Annotated in this window: 18 protein-coding genes; 1 reads left to right on the forward strand and 17 read right to left on the reverse strand. The window is 71.1% G+C overall.

Annotated features, from left to right (window positions below):
* Positions 1-187 precede the first annotated feature (187 nt).
* The 8 genes from ileS to WA675_RS19090 form a co-directional block, all read right to left on the reverse strand.
* The gene (ileS, locus tag WA675_RS19055) at positions 188-3340 is read right to left on the reverse strand and encodes an isoleucine--tRNA ligase (RefSeq protein ID WP_336085979.1); all 3153 of its coding nucleotides are present in this window, start codon (positions 3338-3340) and stop codon (positions 188-190) included.
* A gap of 271 nt (positions 3341-3611) precedes the next feature.
* Positions 3612-3812, reverse strand: a complete 201-nt coding sequence (locus WA675_RS19060; RefSeq protein ID WP_336085980.1) for a hypothetical protein — start codon at positions 3810-3812, stop codon at positions 3612-3614.
* A gap of 88 nt (positions 3813-3900) precedes the next feature.
* Positions 3901-4755, reverse strand: a complete 855-nt coding sequence (gene wag31 / locus WA675_RS19065; RefSeq protein WP_336085981.1) for a DivIVA-like cell division protein Wag31 — start codon at positions 4753-4755, stop codon at positions 3901-3903.
* Positions 4756-4815: 60 nt separating this feature from the next.
* The gene (locus tag WA675_RS19070; protein WP_336085983.1) at positions 4816-5118 is read right to left on the reverse strand and encodes a YggT family protein; all 303 of its coding nucleotides are present in this window, start codon (positions 5116-5118) and stop codon (positions 4816-4818) included.
* Between the two features lie 89 nt (positions 5119-5207).
* On the reverse strand, positions 5208-5963 hold the full coding sequence (locus tag WA675_RS19075) for a cell division protein SepF (protein ID WP_336085984.1): 756 nt from the start codon (positions 5961-5963) through the stop codon (positions 5208-5210).
* A gap of 107 nt (positions 5964-6070) precedes the next feature.
* The gene (locus tag WA675_RS19080; protein WP_336085986.1) at positions 6071-6871 is read right to left on the reverse strand and encodes a YggS family pyridoxal phosphate-dependent enzyme; all 801 of its coding nucleotides are present in this window, start codon (positions 6869-6871) and stop codon (positions 6071-6073) included.
* Positions 6868-7599: a peptidoglycan editing factor PgeF gene (pgeF, locus tag WA675_RS19085; RefSeq protein WP_336085988.1), complete on the reverse strand. Its 732-nt coding sequence runs from the start codon at positions 7597-7599 to the stop codon at positions 6868-6870. The genes WA675_RS19080 and pgeF overlap by 4 nt, the downstream gene beginning before the upstream one ends.
* 210 nt (positions 7600-7809) lie before the next feature.
* Positions 7810-11154, reverse strand: coding sequence for an AAA family ATPase (locus WA675_RS19090; RefSeq protein WP_336085990.1), 3345 nt, complete (start codon positions 11152-11154; stop codon positions 7810-7812).
* 165 nt (positions 11155-11319) lie between these two features.
* Here WA675_RS19090 and WA675_RS19095 point away from each other — a divergent pair, with 165 nt between their 5' ends.
* A complete protein-coding gene (locus WA675_RS19095) occupies positions 11320-11862 on the forward strand; it encodes an LppU/SCO3897 family protein (RefSeq protein ID WP_336085992.1) in 543 nt (180 codons plus the stop codon).
* 67 nt (positions 11863-11929) lie between these two features.
* Here WA675_RS19095 and ftsZ read toward each other — a convergent pair whose 3' ends face one another.
* The 9 genes from ftsZ to WA675_RS19140 all read right to left on the reverse strand — a co-directional run bounded on the left by ftsZ (position 11930) and on the right by WA675_RS19140 (position 23803).
* A complete protein-coding gene (gene ftsZ / locus WA675_RS19100; RefSeq protein ID WP_336085994.1) occupies positions 11930-13189 on the reverse strand; it encodes a cell division protein FtsZ in 1260 nt (419 codons plus the stop codon).
* Between the two features lie 132 nt (positions 13190-13321).
* Positions 13322-13999, reverse strand: a complete 678-nt coding sequence (locus tag WA675_RS19105) for a cell division protein FtsQ/DivIB (RefSeq protein ID WP_336085996.1) — start codon at positions 13997-13999, stop codon at positions 13322-13324.
* An 8-nt stretch (positions 14000-14007) separates the two neighbouring features.
* Entirely contained in the window at positions 14008-15519 is a 1512-nt protein-coding gene (gene murC / locus WA675_RS19110; RefSeq protein WP_336085997.1) for a UDP-N-acetylmuramate--L-alanine ligase, read from the reverse strand.
* Positions 15516-16631 (reverse strand): undecaprenyldiphospho-muramoylpentapeptide beta-N-acetylglucosaminyltransferase, encoded by a 1116-nt coding sequence (murG, locus tag WA675_RS19115; RefSeq protein WP_336085998.1) that lies wholly within the window; start codon positions 16629-16631, stop codon positions 15516-15518. The genes murC and murG overlap by 4 nt, the downstream gene beginning before the upstream one ends.
* Entirely contained in the window at positions 16628-18070 is a 1443-nt protein-coding gene (ftsW, locus tag WA675_RS19120) for a putative lipid II flippase FtsW (RefSeq protein ID WP_442945671.1), read from the reverse strand. Before ftsW ends, murG begins: the two co-directional genes overlap by 4 nt.
* 43 nt (positions 18071-18113) lie before the next feature.
* Positions 18114-19550, reverse strand: a complete 1437-nt coding sequence (gene murD, locus WA675_RS19125) for a UDP-N-acetylmuramoyl-L-alanine--D-glutamate ligase (RefSeq protein ID WP_336086148.1) — start codon at positions 19548-19550, stop codon at positions 18114-18116.
* A gap of 50 nt (positions 19551-19600) precedes the next feature.
* Positions 19601-20677, reverse strand: coding sequence for a phospho-N-acetylmuramoyl-pentapeptide-transferase (gene mraY / locus WA675_RS19130; RefSeq protein WP_336085999.1), 1077 nt, complete (start codon positions 20675-20677; stop codon positions 19601-19603).
* Positions 20678-20729: 52 nt separating this feature from the next.
* Positions 20730-22223 carry a UDP-N-acetylmuramoyl-tripeptide--D-alanyl-D-alanine ligase gene (locus WA675_RS19135; protein WP_336086000.1) on the reverse strand — a complete coding sequence of 498 codons (1494 nt, stop codon included), beginning with the start codon at positions 22221-22223 and terminating at the stop codon, positions 20730-20732.
* Positions 22220-23803, reverse strand: a complete 1584-nt coding sequence (locus tag WA675_RS19140) for a UDP-N-acetylmuramoyl-L-alanyl-D-glutamate--2,6-diaminopimelate ligase (RefSeq protein ID WP_336086001.1) — start codon at positions 23801-23803, stop codon at positions 22220-22222. Before WA675_RS19140 ends, WA675_RS19135 begins: the two co-directional genes overlap by 4 nt.
* Positions 23804-23847: the final 44 nt, after the last annotated feature.

The following is a 23847-nucleotide window of genomic DNA, read 5'->3' on the forward strand; positions in this document are numbered from 1 at the left end:
AATCGTCACGAACAGTCACTGCCGCCTCAGCGGGTTCCATGCGCATCAGCAGTAACGCTGACGATTCTGCGCGATGAACTCGCCGCTGTCAGCTACATCAGCAAACTCCCAGCACCGCCCGCGAGCCGCGGCGGAAACGACAGCGCCCCCACGCCGCGCACGACGTGGGGGCGCTCGACCCGAGCGGTCAGGCCTTGGTGACGTCGGCGCGGACGCCGCCGATCAGCTCGGCCGCCGCGCCGCTCGCGGTGCCGAACTCCAGGCTGGTGGCCAGGATCTCGCCCGCGATCAGGTCGCGATGCGTCTGCGCCCAGGCCAGGCGCTCGGCCGGGACCTCGAGCAGCACCGAGATCCGGTCGGAGACCTCGAGGCCGCGGGCCTTGCGGGTCTCCTGCAGATCGCGGATGAGGTCGCGGGCCCAGCCCTCGGCCTCCAGCTCCTCGGTGACCGCCGAGTTCAGCACCACCAGACCGGCATTGCCGGGCAGGGCGGCGGTGGACTCGGGCTCGGCCGCGACCAGGCGCTGGGTGTACTCCTCGGGCAGCAGGGTGATCCCGGCCGCGCTGACCACACCGTCGGCGGACTCGGTCCACTCCCCGGCCTTGACCGCCTTGATCACCGTCTGCACCTGCTTGCCCAGGCGCGGACCCGCGGCGCGCGCGTTGACGACCAGTTCGAAGCGGCCGTGCGCGTCCACATCGGTGGTCAGGTCGACCTTCTTGACGTTCACCTCGTCGGCGATCAGCTCGGCGAACGGCGCCAGCCGGGCCGCGTCGGAGGCCGCGATGGTGGTCTCGGCCAGCGGCAGCCGCACCCGCAGGTTCTTGGCCTTGCGCAGGCTCAGCACCGTCGAGCAGACCGTGCGCACCTCGTCCATCGAGTCGACCAGCTCGGCGTCGTGCGGCAGCTCCCCCTCGGCGGGCCAGTCGGCCAGGTGCACCGAGCGCTCGCCGGTGAGCCCACGCCAGATCACCTCGCTGATCAGCGGCAGCAGCGGCGCCGCCAGCCGGGTGACCACCTCGAGCACCGTGTGCAGCGTGTCCACCGCGTCGCGGTCCTCGGACCAGAACCGCGAACGCGACCGGCGCACATACCAATTGGTGAGCGCGTCGGCGAAAGCCCGCAGTTCCTCGGCGGCACCGGCGATGTCGTAGGACTCGAGCGCCTCGGTCATCACATCGCGGGTCACCGCGAGCTTGGCCAGGATGTAGCGATCGAGCACATTCGGCGAGTCCGTGCGCCACACGCCGGGCTTGGAGGCGTAGAGCTGCAGGAAGGTCCACGCGTTCCACAGCGGGCGCAGCGCGTGGCTGACCCCCTCGCGGATGCCGCGCTCGGTGACGATGAGGTTGCCGCCGCGCAGCACCGGCGAGGCCATCAGGAACCACCGCATGGCATCGGAGCCGTCGCGGTCGAAGACCTGGTTGACGTCGGGGTAGTTGCCCTTGGACTTGCTCATCTTCAGGCCGTCGTCACCGAGCACGATGCCGTGCGCGATCACCGACTTGAACGCGGGCCGGTCGAACAGCGCGGTGGACAGCACGTGCAGGTTGTAGAACCAGCCGCGGGTCTGGCCGTTGTACTCGACGATGAAATCGCCGGGGCTGTGCGGAGCCGCGTCCGCGGTGCCCTCGAACCATTCCTTGTTCTCGAACGGGTAGTGCACCTGGGCATAGGGCATCGACCCGGACTCGAACCAGCAGTCCAGCACCTCCGGCACGCGGCGCATCATGGACTTGCCGGTGGGGTCGTCCGGGTTCGGGCGCACCAGGTCGTCGATGACCGGCCGGTGCAGGTCGGTCGGGCGCACGCCGAAGTCCTGCTCGAGCTGGTCGAGCGAGCCGTAGACGTCCACGCGCGGGTACGCGGGATCGTCGGACACCCACACCGGGATCGGCGCGCCCCAGTAGCGGTTGCGGCTGATGTTCCAGTCGCGCGCGTTCTCCAGCCACTTGCCGAACTGGCCGTCGCGGATGTGCTCGGGCTCCCAGGTGATCTGCTTGTTGAGCTCGACCATCCGGTCGCGGAACGTGGTCACCGCGACGAACCAGGACGGCACCGCCATGTAGATCAGCGGCTGGCCCGAGCGCCAGCTGTGCGGGTAGGAGTGCTCGATCGTCTCGTGCCGCAACAGCTTTCCGGCGGCCTTGAGATCCTTGATGATCACCGGGTTGGCGTCGAAGACCATCAGGCCCTCGTACGGCGGCACCATCGAGGTGAACTTGCCCGCCGGGTCCAGCGGCTGCACGATCTCGATGCCGTTGGCCGTGGCGACATCCATGTCCTCTTCACCGAAGGCCGGGGCGAGGTGGACGATGCCGGTGCCGGAATCGGTGGTGACGTAGTCGGCGGTGAGCACGCGGTGCGCGTTCGGGTGGCCGAGGAAGAAGTCGAACGGCGGACGGTAGGACAGCCCGGCCAGCGCGGCGCCGTCGTACTCGCCGAGCACCTCCGGTTCCTCGCCGAACTCGCGGGCGTAGTGCGAGACCCGCTCGGCGGCGAGCACATAGCGCTTGCCGTCGGCGCCGCGCAGGTGCACATAGCGCACGTCGGGGTGCACCGCGATCGCCAGGTTGGACGGCAGCGTCCACGGCGTGGTGGTCCAGATCAGCGCGTTGGCGCCGTCGAGGGCCGCGAGCGGGTGGTCGGCGTCCACGCCGAGCAGCATGTCCACGGTGACGGCCGGGTCCTGGCGCATGCGGTAGGCGTCGTCGAGGCGCGCCTCCTGGTTCGACAGCGGCGTCTGCTCGTACCAGCTGTAGGGCAGCACCCGGAAGCCCTGGTAGACCAGGCCCTTGTCGTAGAGCGTCTTGAAGGCCCACATGACCGACTCCATGAAGTCCAGGTCGAGGGTCTTGTAGTCGTTGTCGAAGTCCACCCAGCGCGCCTGGCGGGTGACGTAGTCGCGCCACTCGCCGGTGTAGCGCAGCACCGAGGCCTTACAGGCGGCGTTGAACTCGGCCAGCCCCATCGCGTCGATCTGCGACTTGTCGGTGATGCCGAGCTGCTTCTCGGCCTCGATCTCGGCGGGCAGGCCGTGGGTGTCCCAGCCGAAGCGGCGGTCGACCAGCTTGCCGCGCATGGTCTGGAAGCGCGGGATCAGGTCCTTGACGTAGCCGGTGAGCAGGTGGCCGTAGTGCGGCAGGCCGTTGGCGAAGGGGGGGCCGTCGTAGAAGACGAATTCGTCGGCGTCTGCGCGGTTGGCCAGGCTGGCCTGGAAGGTGTCGTCGTCGGCCCAGTAGGCGAGAACCTGCTGTTCGAGTTCCGGGAATGTCGCACCGGACTTCGCGCCGAAATCGACCCGGGGGTACGCGCCGCCGGTGGTTGTCTCGTCCGCCATCGCGGAAGTACTCCTCGTGCCGTCGCGCCGTCGGCGCGTGCGTGGGCACGGGGACGATGTCGGCGCCGGTGCGCCGAGACCGCGGTACCACCCCGCTTGCGCGCTCCACGGGGGAACGCGCCTCTCGTTGCGAGCTGTGCCGGGCTCTCCCGTTCGGTTCTACTGAGCGCGAACGCCGTTCTTCCGAAGACTCCCCGGTGATGGCCGGATCAGCGCCGTGTGGTGATTCGATTCTAACCAGGCCCGTCCAGCGGTTTATTCCGCGCCCTGGTCAGTCCCGCCGGGCGTGGCGACCGGGCGGCACGGGCTCGCTCTCGGGTTTTCGGGTGGCCAGCGCGCTCACCAGCAGGGTGGCGGCGCCGACGAGACAGATCAGGATGCATCCCCACGCCCACAGCACCGACCCGGTGGCGAGCGCGGCGACGAGCAGACCGAAACCGATCGCCGCGAGGACAAGCGTCAAGACGAGCATGCTGACTCCCAAGCCAACCGAGCAGCCCGACGATAACTGGGCGTTCCCGGATCACGCGGCGTGTGCTGCCGCGCGACCCGGGTCCAGTTTACTTGGCGCCCTTGGCGAAGGAGGCCGGAGCGAGAGTGTTGGCCGAACCGTTGGTTTCGCCGGCGAATTCGCCACCGTCGACCGGGACGGCCGAACCACGGTTCTCCAGCTCCTCCAGCTGCGATTCCAGGTAGGACTTCAGGCGCACGCGGTACTCGCGCTCGAAGGTCTTGAGCTGCTCGATGCGGCTCTCCAGCACCGTGCGCTGCTGGGTGATGGTGGCCATGATCTCGGCGTGCTGACGCTCGGCGTCGGCGGTGAGCGCCTCGGCCTTGTCCTTGGCCTGGCGGATCTGGGTGTCCGAGCGGTTCTGCGCGTCGGCCAGCATCGCGTCGGACTTCTGGCGCGCGTCGGAGATCATCGCCTCCGAGCGGGTGCGGGCGTCACCGACCAGTCGCTCCGAGTTTGCCCGCGCGTTCGAGAGCAGTCCCTCGGCCTCGGTCTTGGCGTCGGTGGTGAGGCGGTCGGCCATCTCCTGCGCCAGGGTGAGCACCTTAGCGGCCTGCATGTTCGCGTCGGGGCCCGCGGCGGCGGGCGCGGCGACCGGCATGGGCGCGGGCGGCGGGGCGGGCGCGGGGGCCGGAATCGGTTCCGGCGCGGGCGGCGGCGCCTGCTGGACCGGGGCCTTCACGGCGGCGACCGGGGCCGGACCACGATTCTTCTTCGCGTCGGCCAGCTCGGTGTCGAGTTCGGCGACCCGCTGACGCAGGTCCGCGTTCTCCTCGATCAGGCGCGAGAGCTCCTGCTCGACGAGATCCAGGAAGGCATCGACCTCGTCCTCGTTGTAGCCGCGCTTACCGATCGGCGGTTTGCTGAACGCGACGTTATGCACATCGGCGGGAGTCAGCGGCATCGAAGGATCCCTTCACGCGTCTTTTGGAGAACTAGCAAGCGGTCTTCTCGATTCAGTATGTCACACGGAGGTCACGGGCTGCCCGAGCCTACCCACGATGGACATCAGGATGAACACCAGGAAGAGCAAGACCATAATCGACAGATCGAGCCGGATACCCCCGAGATTCACAGGAGGTATCAACCGCCTCAGGAGTTTCACCGGAGGATCGGTCACCGTGAAGATGACCTCCAGGAGGATCACCACCACACCGGTCGGGCGCCAGTCACGCGCGAAACTGCGAATGAACTCGACGATCACCCGGCTGATCAACAACAGCCAGAAGACGAAAAGCACGAGGTACAGAACCGCGAACAGGGCCACGTCTTCACTCTGCCGCAAAAACGGCACTGTGCAAAATGGCCGCGCCGCGCGGGGCGCGGGCGGCCATCAGCCGGTGACGGAGACCGTCCCTATTTCTGGTTGTAGAAGCCGTTTTCGGCGATCCGGCGCCGCTCTTCCGCCGATACGTCGACATCGGCCGGTGAGAGCAGGAACACCTTCGTCGCCACCTTGTCGAAGGACCCGCGCAACGCGAAAGCGAGTCCGGCGGCGAAATCGACCAGCCGTTTGGCATCGGCGTTGCTCAGGTCGACCAGGTCCATGATGACCGGGTTGCCCTCGCGGAATCGCTCACCGATGATCCTGGCCTCGCTGTAATCGCGCGGGCGCAGCGTGGTGATCTTGGACAAGGGACCTCCGTCCTCGAAGATCCCAGGCCGCCGCGCGGGCGCAGGCTCGGGGCGCATGCGCTCCTCCAACCTGCGCTCCTCGGCGTCGGGATCGACCGCGAGCGCACCACGAGTGGAGCCGCGCATACCGGGTGCGACACCGCCGGCCCGGAACGAGCGGCCCGACGACGGGGCCGTATCGATCCTGGTCGGGCGCCGTGGCGTGTCGTAGCGATCGTCGGCGTAGGTGTCGGCGACATAATCGTCGCGACGCGCCTGGTAGGCCGACTTGTAGGCCGGCTGCGGGTAGTCGTCGGCCTCGTCCTCGAAACGGTCGGGGACGTACCGGTCTTCGGCGTAGCGGTCGTAGCCGCGCGGCCGGGGACGGCCCGCGCGCTCCTCGGCGCCGCGGGGGGCGTGATCGTCGACGTAATCGTCTTCGTACTCGTCGAGCGGAACCATGCCGAAGTACGCCTTGAACTTGTGCAGCGTGCTCATCTGGTCGACCTTCCTTCGGCCCCGGTGGCGGCCGGGTGTTGAAGTTCTTGCTCAGCGCCTCGTCGGCCCAATCGTATGTGTCGAATGTGACTGATGAGGTTTCTTTGCTACGCCGAGGTTATCGGTCGGGCGCCCATCAAGGCGGTACCGACACGCACACACGTCGAACCGTGTTCGACCGCTTTCTCCAAATCACCCGACATACCTGCAGAAAGTTCGGTGGCGTCGGCGTGTTGGACGAGCAGCGAAGTGTGCAAAGTCGCAAGCTTCGCAAAGGAGGCATGAGTGTTCGCGTCAAGGGGCGGAATCGCCATCAGACCGGCCAGATGCAGGCCGGGCGCCTTCGCGACCAGGTCCGCGAGGGCGGGCAGATCGGCAGGCGCGACACCCCCGCGCCCGGGGTCGTCGTCCAGGCTCACCTGTAGCAGCACACGCAGGGGTTCTGCGCGTTCGCCCGCGGCGAGCGCGTCCTGCGCGGCCCGGTCCAGCGCGTTAGCCAGACGTTCGCTGTCGACCGAGTGCACGGTGTGCGCCCAGCGGGCGACCGCGCGGGCCTTGTTGCGTTGCAAGCGGCCGATCATGTGCCATTCGGCGTCGTCGTAGGCCAGGGCGTCGACCTTGGCCGAGGCCTCCTGCTCGCGGGACTCGCCGAACTCGCGGCGGCCGAGGTGGTAGAGGATGTCGACGTCGGCGGCCGGGAAGAACTTCGTCACCGGGAGCAGGCGGACCGAACCGGCCGGTCGGCCCGCGGCGGCGACGGCGGTGTCGATCCGGGTGAGCAGGCCGTTCAGGGCGGTCGAGAGTTCGGCGACCCGGGCCGGGTCGGGCGCGCTCGTGCCGAGTCCGTTCGGCGTGCTCGGGCGGCCGTGGTCACGCGGCGCGTCCGCCTCCGGTCGCTGACCGCTCATGCCGTCGGGTCCATCCAGATCACCCCGGCGATGCGGCCGGTCGGGGCGCCGCGGCGGTGGCTGAACAGGGTCTTGTCCTCGATGGTGCAGCGCGGGTCGACGGCCACCCCGCCCACGCCCGCCTCGGTGAGCTGGCGGCGGATGCCCGCGCGCAGGTCGAGGCCGGGAGTCTTGCGGACCGTGGTGGTGGCGCTGCCCGGCAGGTGGGCCTCGACGTCGGCGCGCATGGCGGCGGGCACCTCGTACTGACGGCCGGAGGCGGCCGGGCCGAGGAAGGCGCCGATCCGCTCGACCCGGGCACCCACCGAGACCATGGCGTCCAGGACCCGGGGCACGATGCCGATGCGGGCGCCGACCCGGCCCGCGTGCACGGCGGCGATCACACCCGCCTCGTCGTCGGAGAGCAGGATCGGCACGCAGTCGGCGCTGAGCACCACCAGCGCGAGGTTCGGCACGGTGGTGACCAGCGCGTCGGTCACCGGCACCGGCTCGGCGCGCGGCCCGTCGACGATCTCCACCGCGCGGCCGTGCACCTGCTCCATCCACACCAGCCGGTCCGGGGTGAGCCCGATGCCCTCGGCCAGGCGAACCCGGTTGCGGCGCACGGCTTCCGGATCGTCCCCGACGTGATCGCCCAGGTTGAACGAGTCGTACGGGGCGACGGAGAAGCCACCGGCGCGGGTGGTGGTCACCCGGCGCACGGTCACGGTGGGAGGCGCGGAAGTCATGCGGTCGAGGGTAGTGCGGGTGGGGGTAGGGGTGCCCGGTGAGGTCGGTCGCCCCGCACCGCGTGGGCCGCCGACCGAGGCCGGGCGCCGCTTCGCCGATCCACCTACCGACACGACCCCGGTGACCCATTCGGGCAGACAATGTGGTTGGGCCGGGGCCTGGGCTGAGGCCGGAGCCAAGACTGGGCCAGGGTTGGGCCGGGGCCGCGGTCAGGCGATGGGGGTCGGTGTGTCGAGTTCGGCGAGCTTGCGGGCGATGCCCGCGCGGCCGGTGAGGCCGAGTTTGCGCAGGACGCGGCCGAGGTGGTCCTCGACGGTGCGCGGGCTCAGGTACAGATGGGCGGCGATGTCCTTGTTGGAGTGACCGTGCGCGGCCAGCTCGGCGACCTCGCGTTCGCGACGGGTGAGGGTGGCGGTACCGGGTCTTTGCCGTCCGGCCAGACTGCGCTGGGCGGTGATCGTCTCGGCGAGCAGCCGCTGCGCTCCGGCCTCGGCGAACACCGCGCGTGCGGCGGCGAACCGGCCGGTCGCCGCGCCGAAATCACCCCGGCGCCCAGCGCTGATCCCGCCCACGAGTTCGGCCTGGGCGGCATGGACGACCATGCCCGCCGCGCCGAACGCCCTGGCAGCCGCCGTCGCCGCCGCGGCCGCCGAATCCCACGCGCCGACCGCGGCCTCGTACTCCGCCCGCGCCAGCAGCGCCGCCCCGACCTGACTCCCGGGCGCGGCCTCGACCGGGCCGCCGTGCGCGACACCGGCGTCGCTCCCGTGCGCGACACCGACCTCGCTACCCGACGGGACACCGACCAGGCCGCCACGCGCGTCGGCGACCTCGCTGCCATGCGCCACACCGACCTCGCTCCCGCGCGCGACACCGACCTCACTACCGGGCGCGGCACCGACGTCGCTGTTCTGCGCATCACCCGCTGGGCCGCCGCGCGCGTCACCATGTGCGCTGTCGGGCGCGGCCTCGATGGAGATCGCGTCGGACGTCGGGAAGGAGTGTCCGGGGTGGGTGGCGGGGATCGGTGGGATGCCTGCTGCTCGTTCGGCTCGGGTGATCAGGGCGGCGGCGGTGGGGAGGTCGCCGGTGGACAGGGCGGTGTGGGCGGCGCGGGCCAGGAGGGTGGGTTGGAGGGGGCCTGGGTGGGGGTCGGGGGTGGGGGGCGGCGGGGTGGGGAGGCCGAGGGTGCGGGCGGTGTCGGTGAGGATGTTGTCGACGACGCGGCGCCACCAGCGGACGGCGGGGCGGGGCAGGGCGGCGACGGTATGCCAGTGGGCGGTGGTGAGGTCGGTGGGGGCGGTGAGCTGGAGGGTGCGGAGTTTGACGGCGCCCGCGAAGGCGAGCAGATCGGGGTAGTGGAAGGTGGTCGCGGATTCGGTGGCGTCGTCGGCCGCGGCGAGGGATTCGGTGAGGCGGCCGAGTTTGGCCAGCGAGTAGGCGCGCACGGTATGCAGTTCGGCGAGGGCGTAGCTGCGGCCGAAGCGGCGGCTCACGGCGATGGCGCGGTCGAGCAGGCGCAGGCCGTCCTGGTCGCGGTCGAGGAAGTACGCGCACCAGCCGAATGCGGGGACGGCATGGACGATCTCGCGCAGCCCCGCGTCGTCGAGAGCCGCGAAGGCCACGGCACAGCCGTCGTAGTGGGGACCGGCCTCGGCGAAGCGGGCATCGGCGAGCAGGCTCAGACAGCGCAGCGCGGTTACCGCGGCGACAACGGCCCGATCCGCACTCACGGTCGCGGGAACGAGGGCCGGATCCACGCTCGCCGTAGAAACAACGACCGGATCCGCACTCACGGCCGACGCAACGACAGCCAGATCCACGCTCGCCGTAGAAACAACAGCCGGGTCCGCACTCACGGCCGACGCAACGACAGCCGGATCGGCGACGGCCGGATCCGCGTGGGCGGGGGCGGCGACGGCGGGATCCGCGTGGGCGGGGACGGCGACGGCGGGATCCGTGTGGGCGGGGGCGGTGAACAGGGTGGCCAGGCGGGTGCGGGCCTCCGTGTCCTGGTGGTCCTGCATTTCGAGGATGGCGAGTTCGAGCTGGACGGGGCCGTCGCCGGGGCGGCGGGGTAGCGACGCGGCGGTTCCGAGTAGTGCGCGGGCCTGGTCGACGCGGCCCAGCATGCGGGCGCACCGGGCGGACAGCAGCAGGGCCTCTAGCTGGTGCGGGCCTGTCGTTTCGGCGACCGGCGCGAGCTCCTCCCCCGCTCGCGCGGCGGCACCGGACAACAGCAGCGCGCGGCCCAGGGCCAGTGCGTCGGCCAGTGGATCGGTGGCGGCGGGCGCGAGGCGCCGGGCGGTGGCGAGCCAGCGCGCGCTCGCTTCGGGGGCGTCGGCCAGGACCTGGCCGGCGGCCAGACGTAGTTCGGCACCCGCGAGCTCGTCGGCACCGAGCAGGGCGTGTTCGAGATGGCGGGCGCGCGCGGGCATCGGGGCGTCGCGCGCCCGCAGGGTGAGGGCGGCGCGACGGTGGGCCATGGCCCGCCAGCCGGGTGGGGCCAGCCGGTAGGCGGCGGTGCGGACCAGCGGGTGGGTGAAGGCCACGGCGCCGTCGCTCACCCCGGCCACGCCCCGGGTGACCAGCCCGTCGAGACCCGCGACCACCACCTCGGTGCCCAGATCGGCGGTCGCGCACACCAGTTCGAGATCGGGCGGGACACCGCAGACGGCGACCGCCTGGGCGACCAGCCGTTCGACGGCGGGCAGCTCGGCCAGTTCGGCGCGGATCGTCCGGTCCAGCGCCGCGTAGTCGTCCGCGGACGGATCCGGATCCGCCCCGCTCAGCGCGCGTTCCAGCGCCCGCTCGGACAGACCGGCCAGCAGCGACAGGTACAGCGGATTGCCGCGCGAGGCGATCAGCAGCCGTTCCCGCCTGCGCGCGTCCTGTTCCGGCAGCAGCCCCGCCACATCGGCTTGCGTGAACGGCGGCACGAGCACCCGCACCGCCCGCACCCGCGGCGCCCCCCACAACCGGGAGATCGCCGCCGGACAGCTCCCGCTCCGGCATCCGAGCAGCACCCGCAACCCCGCGGGCCGCTTCCGGATCAGATCCGCCAGCACCCGCACCGATTCCGAATCCGCCCACTGCACGTCATCGACGACGAGCAAGGTCTCGACCTCGCCCAACGCGCTCCGCAACCACCGCCCGGGGTCGGCATCCGTCCGCCCGATCACGGCGACGACGGAAACGCGGCCATCGGCATCGCGCACCGTCGACCGCGCGGGGTCGGTGGGCGGTTCCTCAGGTGCGGAGACCCTCGCGGCCGCGTCGGCGGCGGCTTCTGCGGCCGCGAAGGTGGGGTCGGCGGTGGTGAGCTGGTCGGTGATGTCGTCGGCCAGGTAGCGGGGTTGGGTGCGGGCGTCTTCGGCGCCGGTCACCACGATGACGCGGCACGGCGCGGTGTGCGCGAAGTGGGCGATCAAGCGGGACTTGCCGATTCCGGCGGGGCCCTCGACCAGCAGTAGCCAGGGGGCGTCGGGGGTGGTGAAGGTGGTGGTGAGGGCGGCGAGTTCGGCGGTGCGGCCCACGAAAGCGCGCTCGATCATGGCCCTCCGTCCGCCGCGCCGCTGTCCCGGCGCACAGAGCCTAACCCGGACCATAGGTCGGATAATCCCGTGGTTTCCCGGATGCTCGCTCGCCGGGGGTGCGGTTGGGTGATCGGGGCCGCTCGCCGCCGAGGCGCGGTGAGGTATTCCAGAAAGAAGGTTCGCATGACGTTCACCGGCAAGGGAATGGTTTCGCGGTTCGCGCTCGCACTGCTCGCGGTCACGGCACTCGGTGCCGCGGGCTGCTCCGCGGTGGACAAGGTCACCGAGGTGGCCAAGGACGCGGGCAAGTCCGACACCGCCCGCGCGAAGGTCGGTGACTGCATCAACGTCATCTCGGCGTCGGTGGTCGATTCCGAGACCGAGCCGGTGGCCTGCTCGGCCGAGAACGCGGTCTACCAGGTGGTGCAGGTCCACGATCAGAAGGTCGAGTGCCACGAGGACTACACCTCCTACGAGGAGACCTACGGCAGCGGGGGCACCCTCGCCTTCCTGTGCCTGGCCCCGAACTTCAAGGAGGGCAACTGTTACAACGAGGGCATGATGACCGGCTACAAGTACGTGCCGTGCACCGCCGCCGACGCCGACTTCAAGGTGATCACCCGCGTCGACGGCCAGGTCGACGAGAACCTGTGCACCGCGGAGGCCGACCAGTTCCTGGTGGTCAACGAGCCGAAGATCACCTACTGCATGGGCCCGGTCGCCTGAGCCACCCGCACACGCGGAAGGGCCCGAACTCCAGGGAGTTCGGGCCCTTCCGGTGTTCCGGGGACGACTACCGGCGCATGAAGATCGGCACCTCGATGTCGTCGTCATCGTCACCGTCGTCGCGCTGATCGGGGTTGTTGACCCGGTTCATTGCGGCCTCGGTGACCCGCTGACGCTCGGACTCGCGGTACCGCTCGGTGTCGCGGTAGTTCGGCGCGGCCGCCCGGCCCCCGGAGACCCCGGCGGTCGCGGGCTCGGTGGGCCGCACCGGCGCCTCGGTGGGCCTGCTCTGCCCGATCTCCCCCGCCCGGCCGGAGCCGATCGGGTTGGTGCCGGTGCGGGCGGTCGGCGTGGTGTTCTCGAAACTGCGCCGGGCCGGGCCGCCGCCGTCGAAGCCCGCGGCGATGACGGTGACGCGCACCTCGTCGCCCAGCGAATCGTCGATGACGGTACCGAAGATGATGTTGGCCTCGATGTGTGCCGCTTCCTGCACCAGCGAGGCGGCCTCGTTGATCTCGAACAGGCCCAGATCCGAGCCGCCCGCGATCGAGAGCAGCACGCCGTGCGCGCCGTCCATCGACGCCTCGAGCAGCGGCGAGTTGATCGCCGTCTCGGCGGCCTTGACCGAGCGGCCCTCGCCGCGCGCCGAGCCAATGCCCATGAGCGCCGAACCGGCGCCCGACATCACGGATTTCACGTCGGCGAAGTCGACGTTGATCAGGCCCGGGGTGGTGATCAGGTCGGTGATGCCCTGAACACCGTTGAGCAGCACCTCATCCGCCGAACGGAACGCGTCCATCAGGCTCACCGCCGCGTCGCCGAGCTGCAGCAGCCGGTCGTTCGGGATGACGATGAGGGTGTCGCAGGATTCGCGGAGCAGGTTGATGCCGACCTCGGCCTGGTTGCCACGGCGCTTGCCCTCGAAGGAGAACGGCCGGGTGACCACACCGATGGTCAGCGCGCCCAGCTTCCGGGCGATGCTGGCGACGACGGGTGCGCCACCGGTACCGGTGCCACCGCCCTCGCCCGCGGTCACGAAGACCATGTCGGCGCCCTTGAGCACCTCTTCGATCTCGTCCTTGTGGTCTTCGGCGGCCTTGCGGCCCACCTCGGGATCGGCACCGGCGCCGAGTCCGCGGGTGAGTTCGCGGCCGACATCGAGTTTGACGTCGGCATCACTCATGAGCAGGGCTTGGGCGTCGGTGTTGACCGCGATGAACTCGACTCCCTTGAGTCCCTGTTCGATCATTCGGTTGACGGCGTTCACGCCGCCGCCGCCGATACCGACGACCTTGATCACGGCAAGGTAGTTGTGCGGGGGCGTCATGGGCTCTCGCCTTCCTTCGATCTAAAAACCCTCAACCTCAACCATAGGGTTGGCGTTATGTCAAGTATCCGACTGCTGCGGAACGCTATTCGCAGCAACTGCGATCCCGGCGCAGGCGCGCCGACGTTTCGCTCACTTTACCGTGACCAGATTCGGACTCGACACGTCGAACACGGTCCCCTCACGGGTCAGCAGCGGCATCACGACGGCAGCTTTGCGCTCGCCGTCGCCCGTGCCGCCCCACACTACCTTCCTACCATCCCGCAGGTTCAGCGAGACATCCGAAATCGACCGTGCGACAACCTCACCCACCTGCACCGACAGCGCGGGCGGCAGCGTGACCAGCACATCCACCGCCGCCCGGGTCGCCGCGGGACCGGTGAACGAGCCCTCGGTGAGCAACTTCGGAACGCCGATCGGCGTCTGCGGTTCGATCGCGAATTCGACGCTCTCGGCGTCGATCAGGTGCGCGCCGTCCGGAGATTCCACGTACACCACCGGGGTTCGCTCCACCACCGTGACCAGTACGGAGGACGGGAACTTGCGCTGCACCCGGACCGAACGCACCTTCGGGATAGCCGCGACCCGCTGGGCGATCGCGTTGGTATCGATCCGCAACATCGAACGGCCGTCGGGGATTTCGAGGCGAGAACGGACCTCTTCCTCGGAAACCGTGGACAAACCGTCGATTCGCACGGTCCGTACCGACAGCGCGGGAGTGAACCAGGCGACCAGCACCAGCGCCGTGACGACGACCAGCCCGGCCGCCGTCCAGAGCCGGTAGCCGCGCCACCCGCGCGCGGCGGGCATCGGCAATCTCACCGGCCGCCCTGCTGCGGCCGGGCCCGCAGGGCGTCGAGGATCTGCACGCCGAGCATGGTGACGTCACCGGCGCCCATGGTGATCACCACGTCCCCGGGCTGGGCCAGCCCGGCGACCTGCTTGCCCACCTTGGACATATCCGGCTGGTAGTGCACCGGCACGGTGACCGCCTGGGCCACCAGCGCGCCGTTGACACCGGGCAGCGGCTCCTCGCGCGCACCGTAGACATCGAGTACGACGACCTCGTCGGCCAGGCTCAGCGCGGTGCCGAACTCGGCGGCGAAAGTGGCGGTGCGGCTGTAGAGATGCGGCTGGAACACCACGATCACCTGTCCGCGCCGGGTGCGGGCGCCGTCGCGGGCCTCCTGGGCGACCAGCTGGGCGGCCGCCTCGAGCACGGCGCGGACCTCGGTGGGATGGTGGGCGTAGTCGTCGAAGACGCGCACGCCGTTCTCCCGGCCGGTGAACTGGAAGCGGCGGTGCACGCCGCCGAATCCCTCCAGGCCCTGCACGATCTCGTCGATGTCGGCGCCGGTGGCCCGGGCGGCCAGCAGCGCGGCCAGCGCGTTGAGCGCCATGTGCCTGCCCGGCACCGCCAGCCGGACCGTGCGCGGGGTGCTCTCGCCCGCCAGCTCGAATTCCACGATGCCGCCGACATCGCGCGGCTGCCAGTCCAGCAGGCGCGCGCCCACGGGCACCGGGGCGTCGCCGAGATCGCCCGAGCCGTAGCCGAGTACCTCCACGCCGCGCTCGCGCAGCCGCGGGGCGACCCGGTGGGCCAGGGCCAGCGAACCGGGGTCGTCCAGGCACACCACCAGCAGGCCGCCGGGGGCGAGCCGGTCGGCGAAATCGTCGAAGACCTGGATGTAGGCCTCGTCGGTGCCGAAGAAGTCCAGGTGGTCGGACTCGATATTGGTGACCACCGCGACGTCCGGGTCGTATTGCAGCAGGGAGCCGTCGGACTCGTCGGCCTCGGCCACGAAGATGTCGCCGCTGCCGTGGTGGGCGTTGGTGCCCGCCTCGTTGAGCTCGCCGCCGACCGCGAAGGACGGGTCGGCGCCGCAGTGCTGCAGCGAGACGATGAGCATCGAGGTGGTGGAGGTCTTGCCGTGGGTGCCCGAGACCAGCAGGGTCTTGTGCCCGCGCATCAGCGCGGCCAGCACGGTCGGGCGCAGCAGCACCGGGATCTTGCGCCGATTGGCCTCGACCAGTTCGGGATTGGTCTTCGGGATGGCGGCGTAGGTGGTGACCACGACGGTCGGGCCGCCGGGCAGCAGGTCCAGCGCGTCGGCGTCGTGGCCGATGCGCACCTGGGCGCCGCGGGCCCGCAGCGACAGCACGCCGCGGCTCTCCTTGGCGTCGCTGCCCGAGACCGCGCCACCGCGCGCCAGCAGGATGCGCGCGATGCCCGACATCCCGGCACCGCCGATGCCGACCATGTGCACGCGTTCGAGTTCGGCGGGCAGGGCCGCGCCGGTGGCCTCGCCGATCTCGGCCGGGCCGCTCATCGGGCGGCCTCGACGACGATCCCGGCCACCGTGTCGGCGGCGTCGCGATGGCCCGCACCGGCGGCGGCGCGGCTCATCTCGGCCAGACGGTCGGGGTCGAGCAGCAGCGGAATCACCTCATCGATCACGTATTTCGGGGTCAGCTCGGCGTCGGGAACAATTCTGCCACCACCCTGGGCCACCACCGGGCGGGCGTTGAACTCCTGCTCGCCGTTGCCGTGCGGCAGCGGCACGTAGAAGGCGGGCAGCCCGACCGCCGACACCTCGGCCACGGTCATCGCGCCCGAGCGGCACACCACCGCGTCGGCGGCGGCGTAGGCCAGATCCATCCGGGACAGGTACGGCACCGCGACATAGGGCGCGGCGGGGTCACCGGTGTTCAACTCGAGGGAGTTCTTGGGCCCGTGCGCGTGCAGCACCGAGATCCCCGCGGCGGCCAGCTGGTCCGCCGCGCCCGCGACGGCCTCGTTGAGGCTGCGCGCGCCCTGGGAGCCGCCGAACACCAGCAGCACCGGTCCCTCGGCGGGCAGGCCGAAACTCTCGCGGGCCCGCGCCCGCAGCGCGGGCCGGTCGAGCTCGGTGATGGCCGCGCGCACCGGGATGCCGACCACCTGGGCGTGCGCCAGTCCCGAGTCCGGGACCGCGGCCAGCACCCGGGTGGCCACCCGGGCGCCCACCTTGTTGGCCAGGCCCGCCTTGGCGTTGGCCTCGTGCACGATCACCGGCACCTTGCGCTCGCGCCCGAACAGGCCACCGCGCGCGGCCAGATAGGCGGGCAGTGAGACATAGCCGCCGAAACCGATGATCACGTCGGCCTGCACCTCGTCGATGACGGCCCTGGTCGCACGCACCGAAGCACGCACCCGTCCGGGCAGGCGCAGCAGATCGGCGGAGGGCTTGCGCGGCAACGGCACCGGCGGGATCAGCTCCAGCGGGTAGCCGCGCTCGGGCACGAGCGTGGTCTCGAGACCGCGTGCGGTGCCCAGCGCGGTCACCCGGATCGTCTCGTCGAGCCTGCGCAGCGCATCGGCCACGGCCAGCGCGGGTTCGATGTGGCCTGCGGTGCCCCCGCCTGCGACGATCACCGACAACCCGGATCGCGGGTTACTCACCTGGATTTACCTCGTTCTTTTGCGTGTGGCATCGGATAGGTCGGTTCCCATGCTCTGGTCGACCGTAGCGAACTCGTGCCGCGGCTCTCCGGTGCGCGTCGCCGTCGCTGCGCGGGCGCCGGGCGGCGCGGCGCCTGACGTGGGCGTTCGGCTTTCGGGCGCGCGGCCTTGCGCGGCGCGTCGGCACGCACCGGGCTGTACACCTCCGGGATCGGTAGCCGCAACAGCCTGCTGACCCGCCCGTCCTGGCCGTTCTGCAATGCCGAGACCGCCTCCGGTTCGTGCCGGGCGGCGCTGGCGATGATGCCGAACATGAACAGCGTGATCGCCAGCGACGAGCCACCGGCCGAGACCAGCGGCAGCTGCAGGCCGGTCACCGGCAGCAGCCCGACGACATAGCCGGTGTTGATCAGCGCCTGCGCGGTGATCCACGCCGTCGCGGTCGCGGTCAGCAGCCGCAGGAACGGGTCCACCGAGCGCAGCGCGATCCGGATGCCGGTGTAGACGAACAGCGCGAACAGCGCCAGCACCAGGGTGCAGCCGAGGAAGCCCAGCTCCTCGCCGATGATGGCGAAGATGAAGTCGTTGTGCGAGTTGGGCAGATAGCTCCACTTGGCCCGGCTCTGCCCGAGGCCGCGGCCCCAGATGCCGCCGTCGGCGAGGGAGTATTTGGCCTGGCGGGCCTGGTAGTTCACGCCCTGCGGGTCGTCGCCGGGGTTGAAGAAGGCGCGCACCCGGTCGGAGCGGTAGCCCGCCGACAGCGCCAGGATGGAGGCGGCGACCAGGCCGGTCACCATGATCCCCACGAACAGCCGCACCGGCAGGCCGCCGAACCACAGCAGCGCCATCAGCACGATGCCCAGCGCGATCGTGGTGGACAGGTTCGGTTCCAGCACGACCAGCAGGCACACCAGCAGACCGGCGGGCACCAGCGGCACCAGGATGTCCTTGAGCTGGCCGCCGCGCCGCGAGGCCAGCAGATGCGCGCCCCACACCACCAGCGTCACCTTGACGACCTCGGACGGCTGGATCGACAGCGGGCCGATGTCGAACCAGCGGCGCGCGCCGCCGTGCACCGAGCCGATACCGGGGATGAGCACCAGCACCAGCGCGAGCACCGAGATGCTGAAGATCGGGAACGACCACTGCCGCACCAGTCGCAGCGGCAGCCGCAGCGCGATGTAGAAGGCGACCGCGCCGAGCCCGGCGAACATGGCCTGCTGGATGAACAGCGAGTACGCCGAGCCCCCGCCCGCGTAGGCCTCGACGCTCGAGGCGGACAGCACCATCACCAGACCGAGCACGGTCAGCAGGGTGGCGATGGTGACCACCAGGTGGAACGACGCGAGCGGGCGGGCCAGCCAGGCACCGAAGCGCTCCCCCGCCCAGTTCGGCCGGGCCGTGGCCGTTCCGCCCCGGCGTCCTAGCTGGTTGCGCACGCTGCCTCCTCGTGGCGCAGACAGTTCCGCCGGGGCGTGGATGTCACAGCGCCCGCCCGATGTCACCGTCTTCCAAAGCCGTCACCGCGTCCACGAAACAGCGTCCGCGGTGGGTGTAGTCGTCGTACATGTCCAGGGAGGCCGCCGCGGGCGCGAGCAGGACCGTGTCCCCGGCACTGGCCAGACCCGCCGCGGCGCGCACCGCGCGGCCCATGACCGCCTCGGCACGCTGAGATCTCGACGAGTCCATGTCTGCATCGTCTCCCGCGTCCAGCGCGATGACCGGGACTTCGGGTGCGTGTCGCGCCAACGCGGCGGCGATCACGGGCGCGTCGGCCCCGAACAGGACCGCGCCGACGAGCCGGTCGCCCACCTCTTCGATGAGGTCGTCGACGGTGGCGCCCTTGAGCAGCCCACCCGCCACCCACACCACGTGCGGGTGCGCCAGGATCGAGGCGCGCGCGGCGTGCGGGTTGGTGGCCTTGGAGTCGTCGATGAACTCCACCCCGCCGAGTTCGCGCACGAACGCGGTGCGGTGCGGGCCCACCTTGTGCTCGGCCAGGCCCTCCTTGACGAACTGCGGGGCCACGTCGATAGCCCTGGTCAGCGCGGAGGCGGCCAGCGCGTCGGCGATGCCCGCGGGGCCCTGCGGGCTGATGTCGGAGGTCTCGGCGAGGATGGCGGCCTTGGTGAAGGCGCGGTCGAGCAGTTTGCCGTCGACCACGCCCAGTTCGCCGTCGGCGGGCACGCCGATGCGGAAGCCGACGGTGCGGCGGGCCTTGGCCTTGCGGGCCAGCGAGCCCGCGACCGGGTCGTCGAGGCCGACCACGCCGATCCGGCCGGTCAGCGCGCGGGCCTTGGCGGCGGCGTAGGCGTCCAGGCCGCCGTGCCAGTCCAGGTGGTCCTCGGCGACATTGAGCACCACGCCTGCCTCCGGGCGCACCGAGGGCGCCCAGTGCAGCTGGAACGAGGACAGCTCGACCGCGAGGACCTGCGGGCCGGGATTGCGGCGCAGCGCGTCCAGGATCGGCAGGCCGATATTGCCGCAGGCCACACTGGCGATGCCCGCGGCGCGCAGGATCGAGTGGGTCATATTGGTGGTGGTGGTCTTGCCGTTGGTGCCGGTGATCACCAGCCACTTGCGGACCGGGCCGTAGATCCTGGCCTGATCGACCCACCAGGCGAATTCGACGTCACCCCAGACCGGGATGCCCTCGGTGACCGCCGAGACCAGCACCGGCGAGTCCGGCCGCCAGCCGGGGCTGGTAATGACCAGCGCGAACCGGCTCAGATCGGCCTTCTCCAGCTCGACGCCGGTGGCGACCTCGAGCCCGAGTTCGGCGGCCTCGGCCAGGGCCTTGGCGCCGTTGTCGGTGACCACGGGGTGCGCGCCGATATCGCGCAGCGGTTCGATCAGCGAGCGCCCGGAGACGCCCCAGCCCGCGACGAGCACGTCACGGCCACGCAGGAATTCCAGCATCGGGCCCGGCGAGCGCAGGGCCCGGGGAGAGTGTTCGACCATGTCCGCGCTCACCCGACCTGTGACAGATATTCGCTGTAGAACAGCCCGAGACCCACGGCGGCGGAGATGCCCGCCAGGATCCAGAACCGGATGATCACCGTCGTCTCGGCCCACTTGCTCAATTCGAAGTGGTGGTGGAACGGCGCCATCTTGAACAACCGGTTGCGGGTGGTGCGGAACACCGCGACCTGCAGCATCACCGAGGCGGCCTCGGCGACGAACAGCGCGCCGATCACGGCCATCAGCAGCTCGGTACGGGTGGTGATGGACAGACCCGCGATCAGGCCACCCAGAGCCAGCGAACCGGTGTCACCCATGAAGATCTTGGCCGGGGCCGCGTTCCACCACAGGAAACCGATGCAGGCCGCGGCCGCGGCGGCGCAGACCAGCGCCAGGTCCAGCGGGTCGCGCACGTCGTAGCAGCCGGGGCCCGGGTTGGTCGAGCAGGCGTTGCGGTACTGCCAGAAGGTGATGATCACGTAGGCGCCCAGCAGCAGGCTCATCGAGCCCGCGGCCAGGCCGTCGAGGCCGTCGGTGAGGTTGACCGCGTTGGACCAGGCGATCACCAGGAACAGCACCCAGACCACGAAGATCAGCGCGCCCATCGACACCGTGCTCCAGTCGCGCACATACGACAGGTGCTTGCTGGCCGGAGCCAGGCCGTCGGCGTTGCGGAACTGCAGGGCCAGGACCGCGAAGATGACCGCGGCGGCCGTCTGGCCGATGTACTTGCCCGCGGCGGTGAGGCCGAGGTTGCGCTGTTTGCGCAGCTTGATGAAGTCGTCGAGGAAGCCCACCACGCCCAGCGCGGTGGTCAGGCCGAGCACCAGCAGGCCGGAGGCGGTCGGGCCCTCGGCGTCGTAGCCGATGCCGATGAGGTGGGAACCGAGGTATCCGGCCCACATGCCGATCAGGATGGCGACGCCACCCATGGTCGGGGTGCCGCGCTTGGCCTGGTGGCTGGCCGGGCCGTCGACCCGGATCTCCTGCCCGAAGCCCTGCCTGGCGAACACCCGGATCAGCAACGGCGTCAACAGGATCGACACCGCCAGGGCGATCCCCGCCGCGAAGAGAATCTGCCTCACGCCCGCGCCTCACTGACGCCGAGCGCAGGCGCGCTGCCGATGGCCGCTGTTTTCATGCCTGCGTACTACCTTCCCCTGCCCTGGTCAGGTGTTCGGCGACAGCCCACAGACCGACCGCCTTGGACGCCTTGACCAGTACCACATCGCCTGCGGCGATCTCGTCGTCGAGCAGCGCGATCGCCGCGTCGATATCGGGGACGAGGACGGACTCCTCGCCCCATGAGCCTTCCATCACCGCACCCTGGTGCATACCCCGGGAGGGTCGTCCGGTGCCGACCACGATCAACCGGTCGACATCCAGGCGTACCGCCAGCCGTCCGATCGCGTCGTGTTCGATCACCGAGTCGTCGCCGAGCTCGCCCATCTCGCCGAGCACCGCCCAGCTGCGCCGGGGCTTCTCCCCCGCCTTGGCCAGGGTGACCAGCGCCTTGAGCGCGGCCCGGACCGAGTCGGGGTTGGCGTTGTAGGAGTCGTTGACGACGGTGACGCCCTCGGGCGTGGTTCGCACGTCCATCCGGCGCGCCGAGGCCGCGGTGGCCCCGCCCAGCGCCTCGGCGACGGTGGCCAGGTCGGCGCCGCATTCCAGCGCGACGGCGGCCGCGGCCAGCGCGTTGCCGACCTGGTGTTCGCCGTGCACGGCCAGGGTCACCGGGATCGAGTCGCCCCCGGCGTGCAGCACGAAGCTCGCCCTGGCCTGCTCGTCGGTGCGCACGTCGGTGGCGCGGATATCGGCGTCACCGGACAGGCCGACCTTGACCACGCGCGCCTTCGTGCGCGCGGCCATGGCCGAGACGTGCGGGTCGTCGGCGTTGAGCACCGCCAGCCCCTCGGCGGGCAGTGCCTCGACCAGCTCGCCCTTGGCGACGGCGATGGCCTCGCGGCTGCCGAATTCGCCGAGGTGGGCGGTGCCGACATTGAGCACAACGCCGATGCGCGGCGGCGCGATGCGCGCCAGCGCCGCGATGTGGCCGCGGCCGCGCGCGGACAGTTCCAGCGCGAGGAACTTGGTGTCCAGCCCGGCGCGCAGGGCGGTCCAGGGGTGGCCGAGTTCGTTGTTGAACGAGCCGGGCGGCGCGACGACCGGACCCAGCGGGGCCAGCACGGCGGCCAGCAGGTCCTTGGTGGAGGTCTTGCCGGAGGACCCGGTGACGCCAACGACGGTGAGCCCGGTGCGTTCGGCGAGGCGCTCGGTGCTCACCCGGGCCAGCTCGGCCAGCGCGGCCAGCACCGCGGCGCCGGAACCGTCGCCGTCGTGGCTCAGCGCCACCGAGGTGGCGGGCACCGACCCGCGTTCGGGCGCGACGACGATGGCGGGCACGCCCACCGGGCGGGCGGCCAGCACGGCGACCGCGCCCGCGGCGACCGCGGCGGGCGCGTGATCGTGGCCGTCGGCGTTGGCGCCCGGCAGCGCGAGGAACAGATCGCCGGAACCGACGCGGCGCGAATCGAATTCCACCGCACCGGTCACCCGGGCCTGGGGATCGGGGACGTCGTGCAGTTCACCGCCGACCACGTCCGCGATCTCGCGCAGTGTCATCTCGATCATGAAACCCTCGAGTCCTCCGAGTCGGTGGGCGAATCCTGCCGGGGCGCCAGCGCGTCCAGCGCCTCGGCGACCACGATCCGGTCGTCGAAGACGTACTTGACGCCCTGGACCTCCTGCCCCGACTCGTGGCCCTTGCCCGCGATGAGTACCACGTCACCCGGGCGGGCCCAGGCGACGGCGGCGGCGATGGCCGCCGCCCGGTCACCGATCTCGCAAATCTCGCCGCGGTCGGTGGCCGGAAGTTCGTGCGCGCCCGCGATGATCGCGGCGCGGATGGCCGCCGGGTCCTCCGAGCGCGGATTGTCGTCGGTGACGATCATCAGGTCGGCCCGCGCGCCCGCCGCGCCCATGAGCGGACGCTTGGCCACATCGCGGTCGCCGCCGGCGCCGACGATCACGGCCAGCCTGCCGTGCCCGGCCTCGGTCAGGTGCCCGCGCAGCGTGGTGACCACCGATTCGACGGCGGCGGGCTTGTGCGCGTAGTCGACGACCACCAGGAAGTCCTGGCCGCGGTCGACCCGCTGCATCCGGCCCGGCACGTCCACCTCGGCCAGCGCGGGCGCGGCCACGGCGGGGTCCACCCCGGCCGCGGCGCAGGTCGCGACGGCCAGCAGGGCGTTGGCGATGTTGTAGCGCCCGGGCAGGCGCAGCCGCATGCTGAGCGGTCCGTCGGGGCCCGCGGCGGTGAACTCCTGGGCCCCGGCGGTGGTCTTGACCTCGCCGGCGAGCTGCCAGTCGGCGGGCTCGCGGGTGCCGACGGTGACCGGCGCGTCGAGTTCGGCGGCCAGCCTGCGACCCCACTGGTCGTCCACGCAGACCACCGCGGCGCGCGCGGCGACGGAGGAACCGGTGAAGAGCGTGCGCTTGGCACCGAAGTAGTCCTCGAAGTCGGCGTGGAAGTCGAGGTGGTCCTGGGAGAGGTTGGTGAAGGCGCCCACGGCGAACCGCACGCCGTCGACCCGGCCCAGGGCCAGCGCGTGGCTGGACACCTCCATCACGACCGCCCGCACGCCCTGCTCGACCATCGCGGCGAACATCGCGTGCAGCTGGGGTGCCTCGGGCGTGGTGAGCGCGCTGGGCACGTGCTGCCCGCCGATGCGCGTCTCGATGGTGCCGATGAGGCCGGTCTTCAGCCCGGCGGCCACCAGGCCCGCCTCCACCAGGTACGAGGTGGTGGTCTTCCCGGAAGTGCCGGTGATGCCGATGATCCGCAGCGCGTCGCTGGGATGGCCGTAGATCTCGGCCGAGAGTTCGCCGAGCACGGCGCGCGGCTGTGCGCGCACCAGCAGCGGCACGGCGAGGTCGCCGATCAGTTCGGCGCCCTCGGCATCGGTGAACACCGCGACCGCGCCGCGGGAGACGGCGTCGGCGGCGAAGCGGGCACCGTGGGCGTTGGCGCCGGGCAGGGCGGCGAACAGGTCGCCGGGGCGGACCGCGTTGGACCGCTGCTCGATACCGGTGACCGTCACCCCGGACACCGGGGTGGTGACCGTGGCGCCGGTGAGGTCCAGCAAGGCCTGCAGCGACGTCGACGGCGGCGTGGTGGGCCGGAGCGCGTGCGGGCTGGACTGCGCGGGCACAAGGCTCCTCTCTGAGAGTGATCGAGCGCGTGGGCGAGACGAGC

The sequence above is a fragment of the Nocardia sp. SSK8 genome (assembly GCF_037034205.1).
GTDB lineage: Bacteria > Actinomycetota > Actinomycetes > Mycobacteriales > Mycobacteriaceae > Nocardia.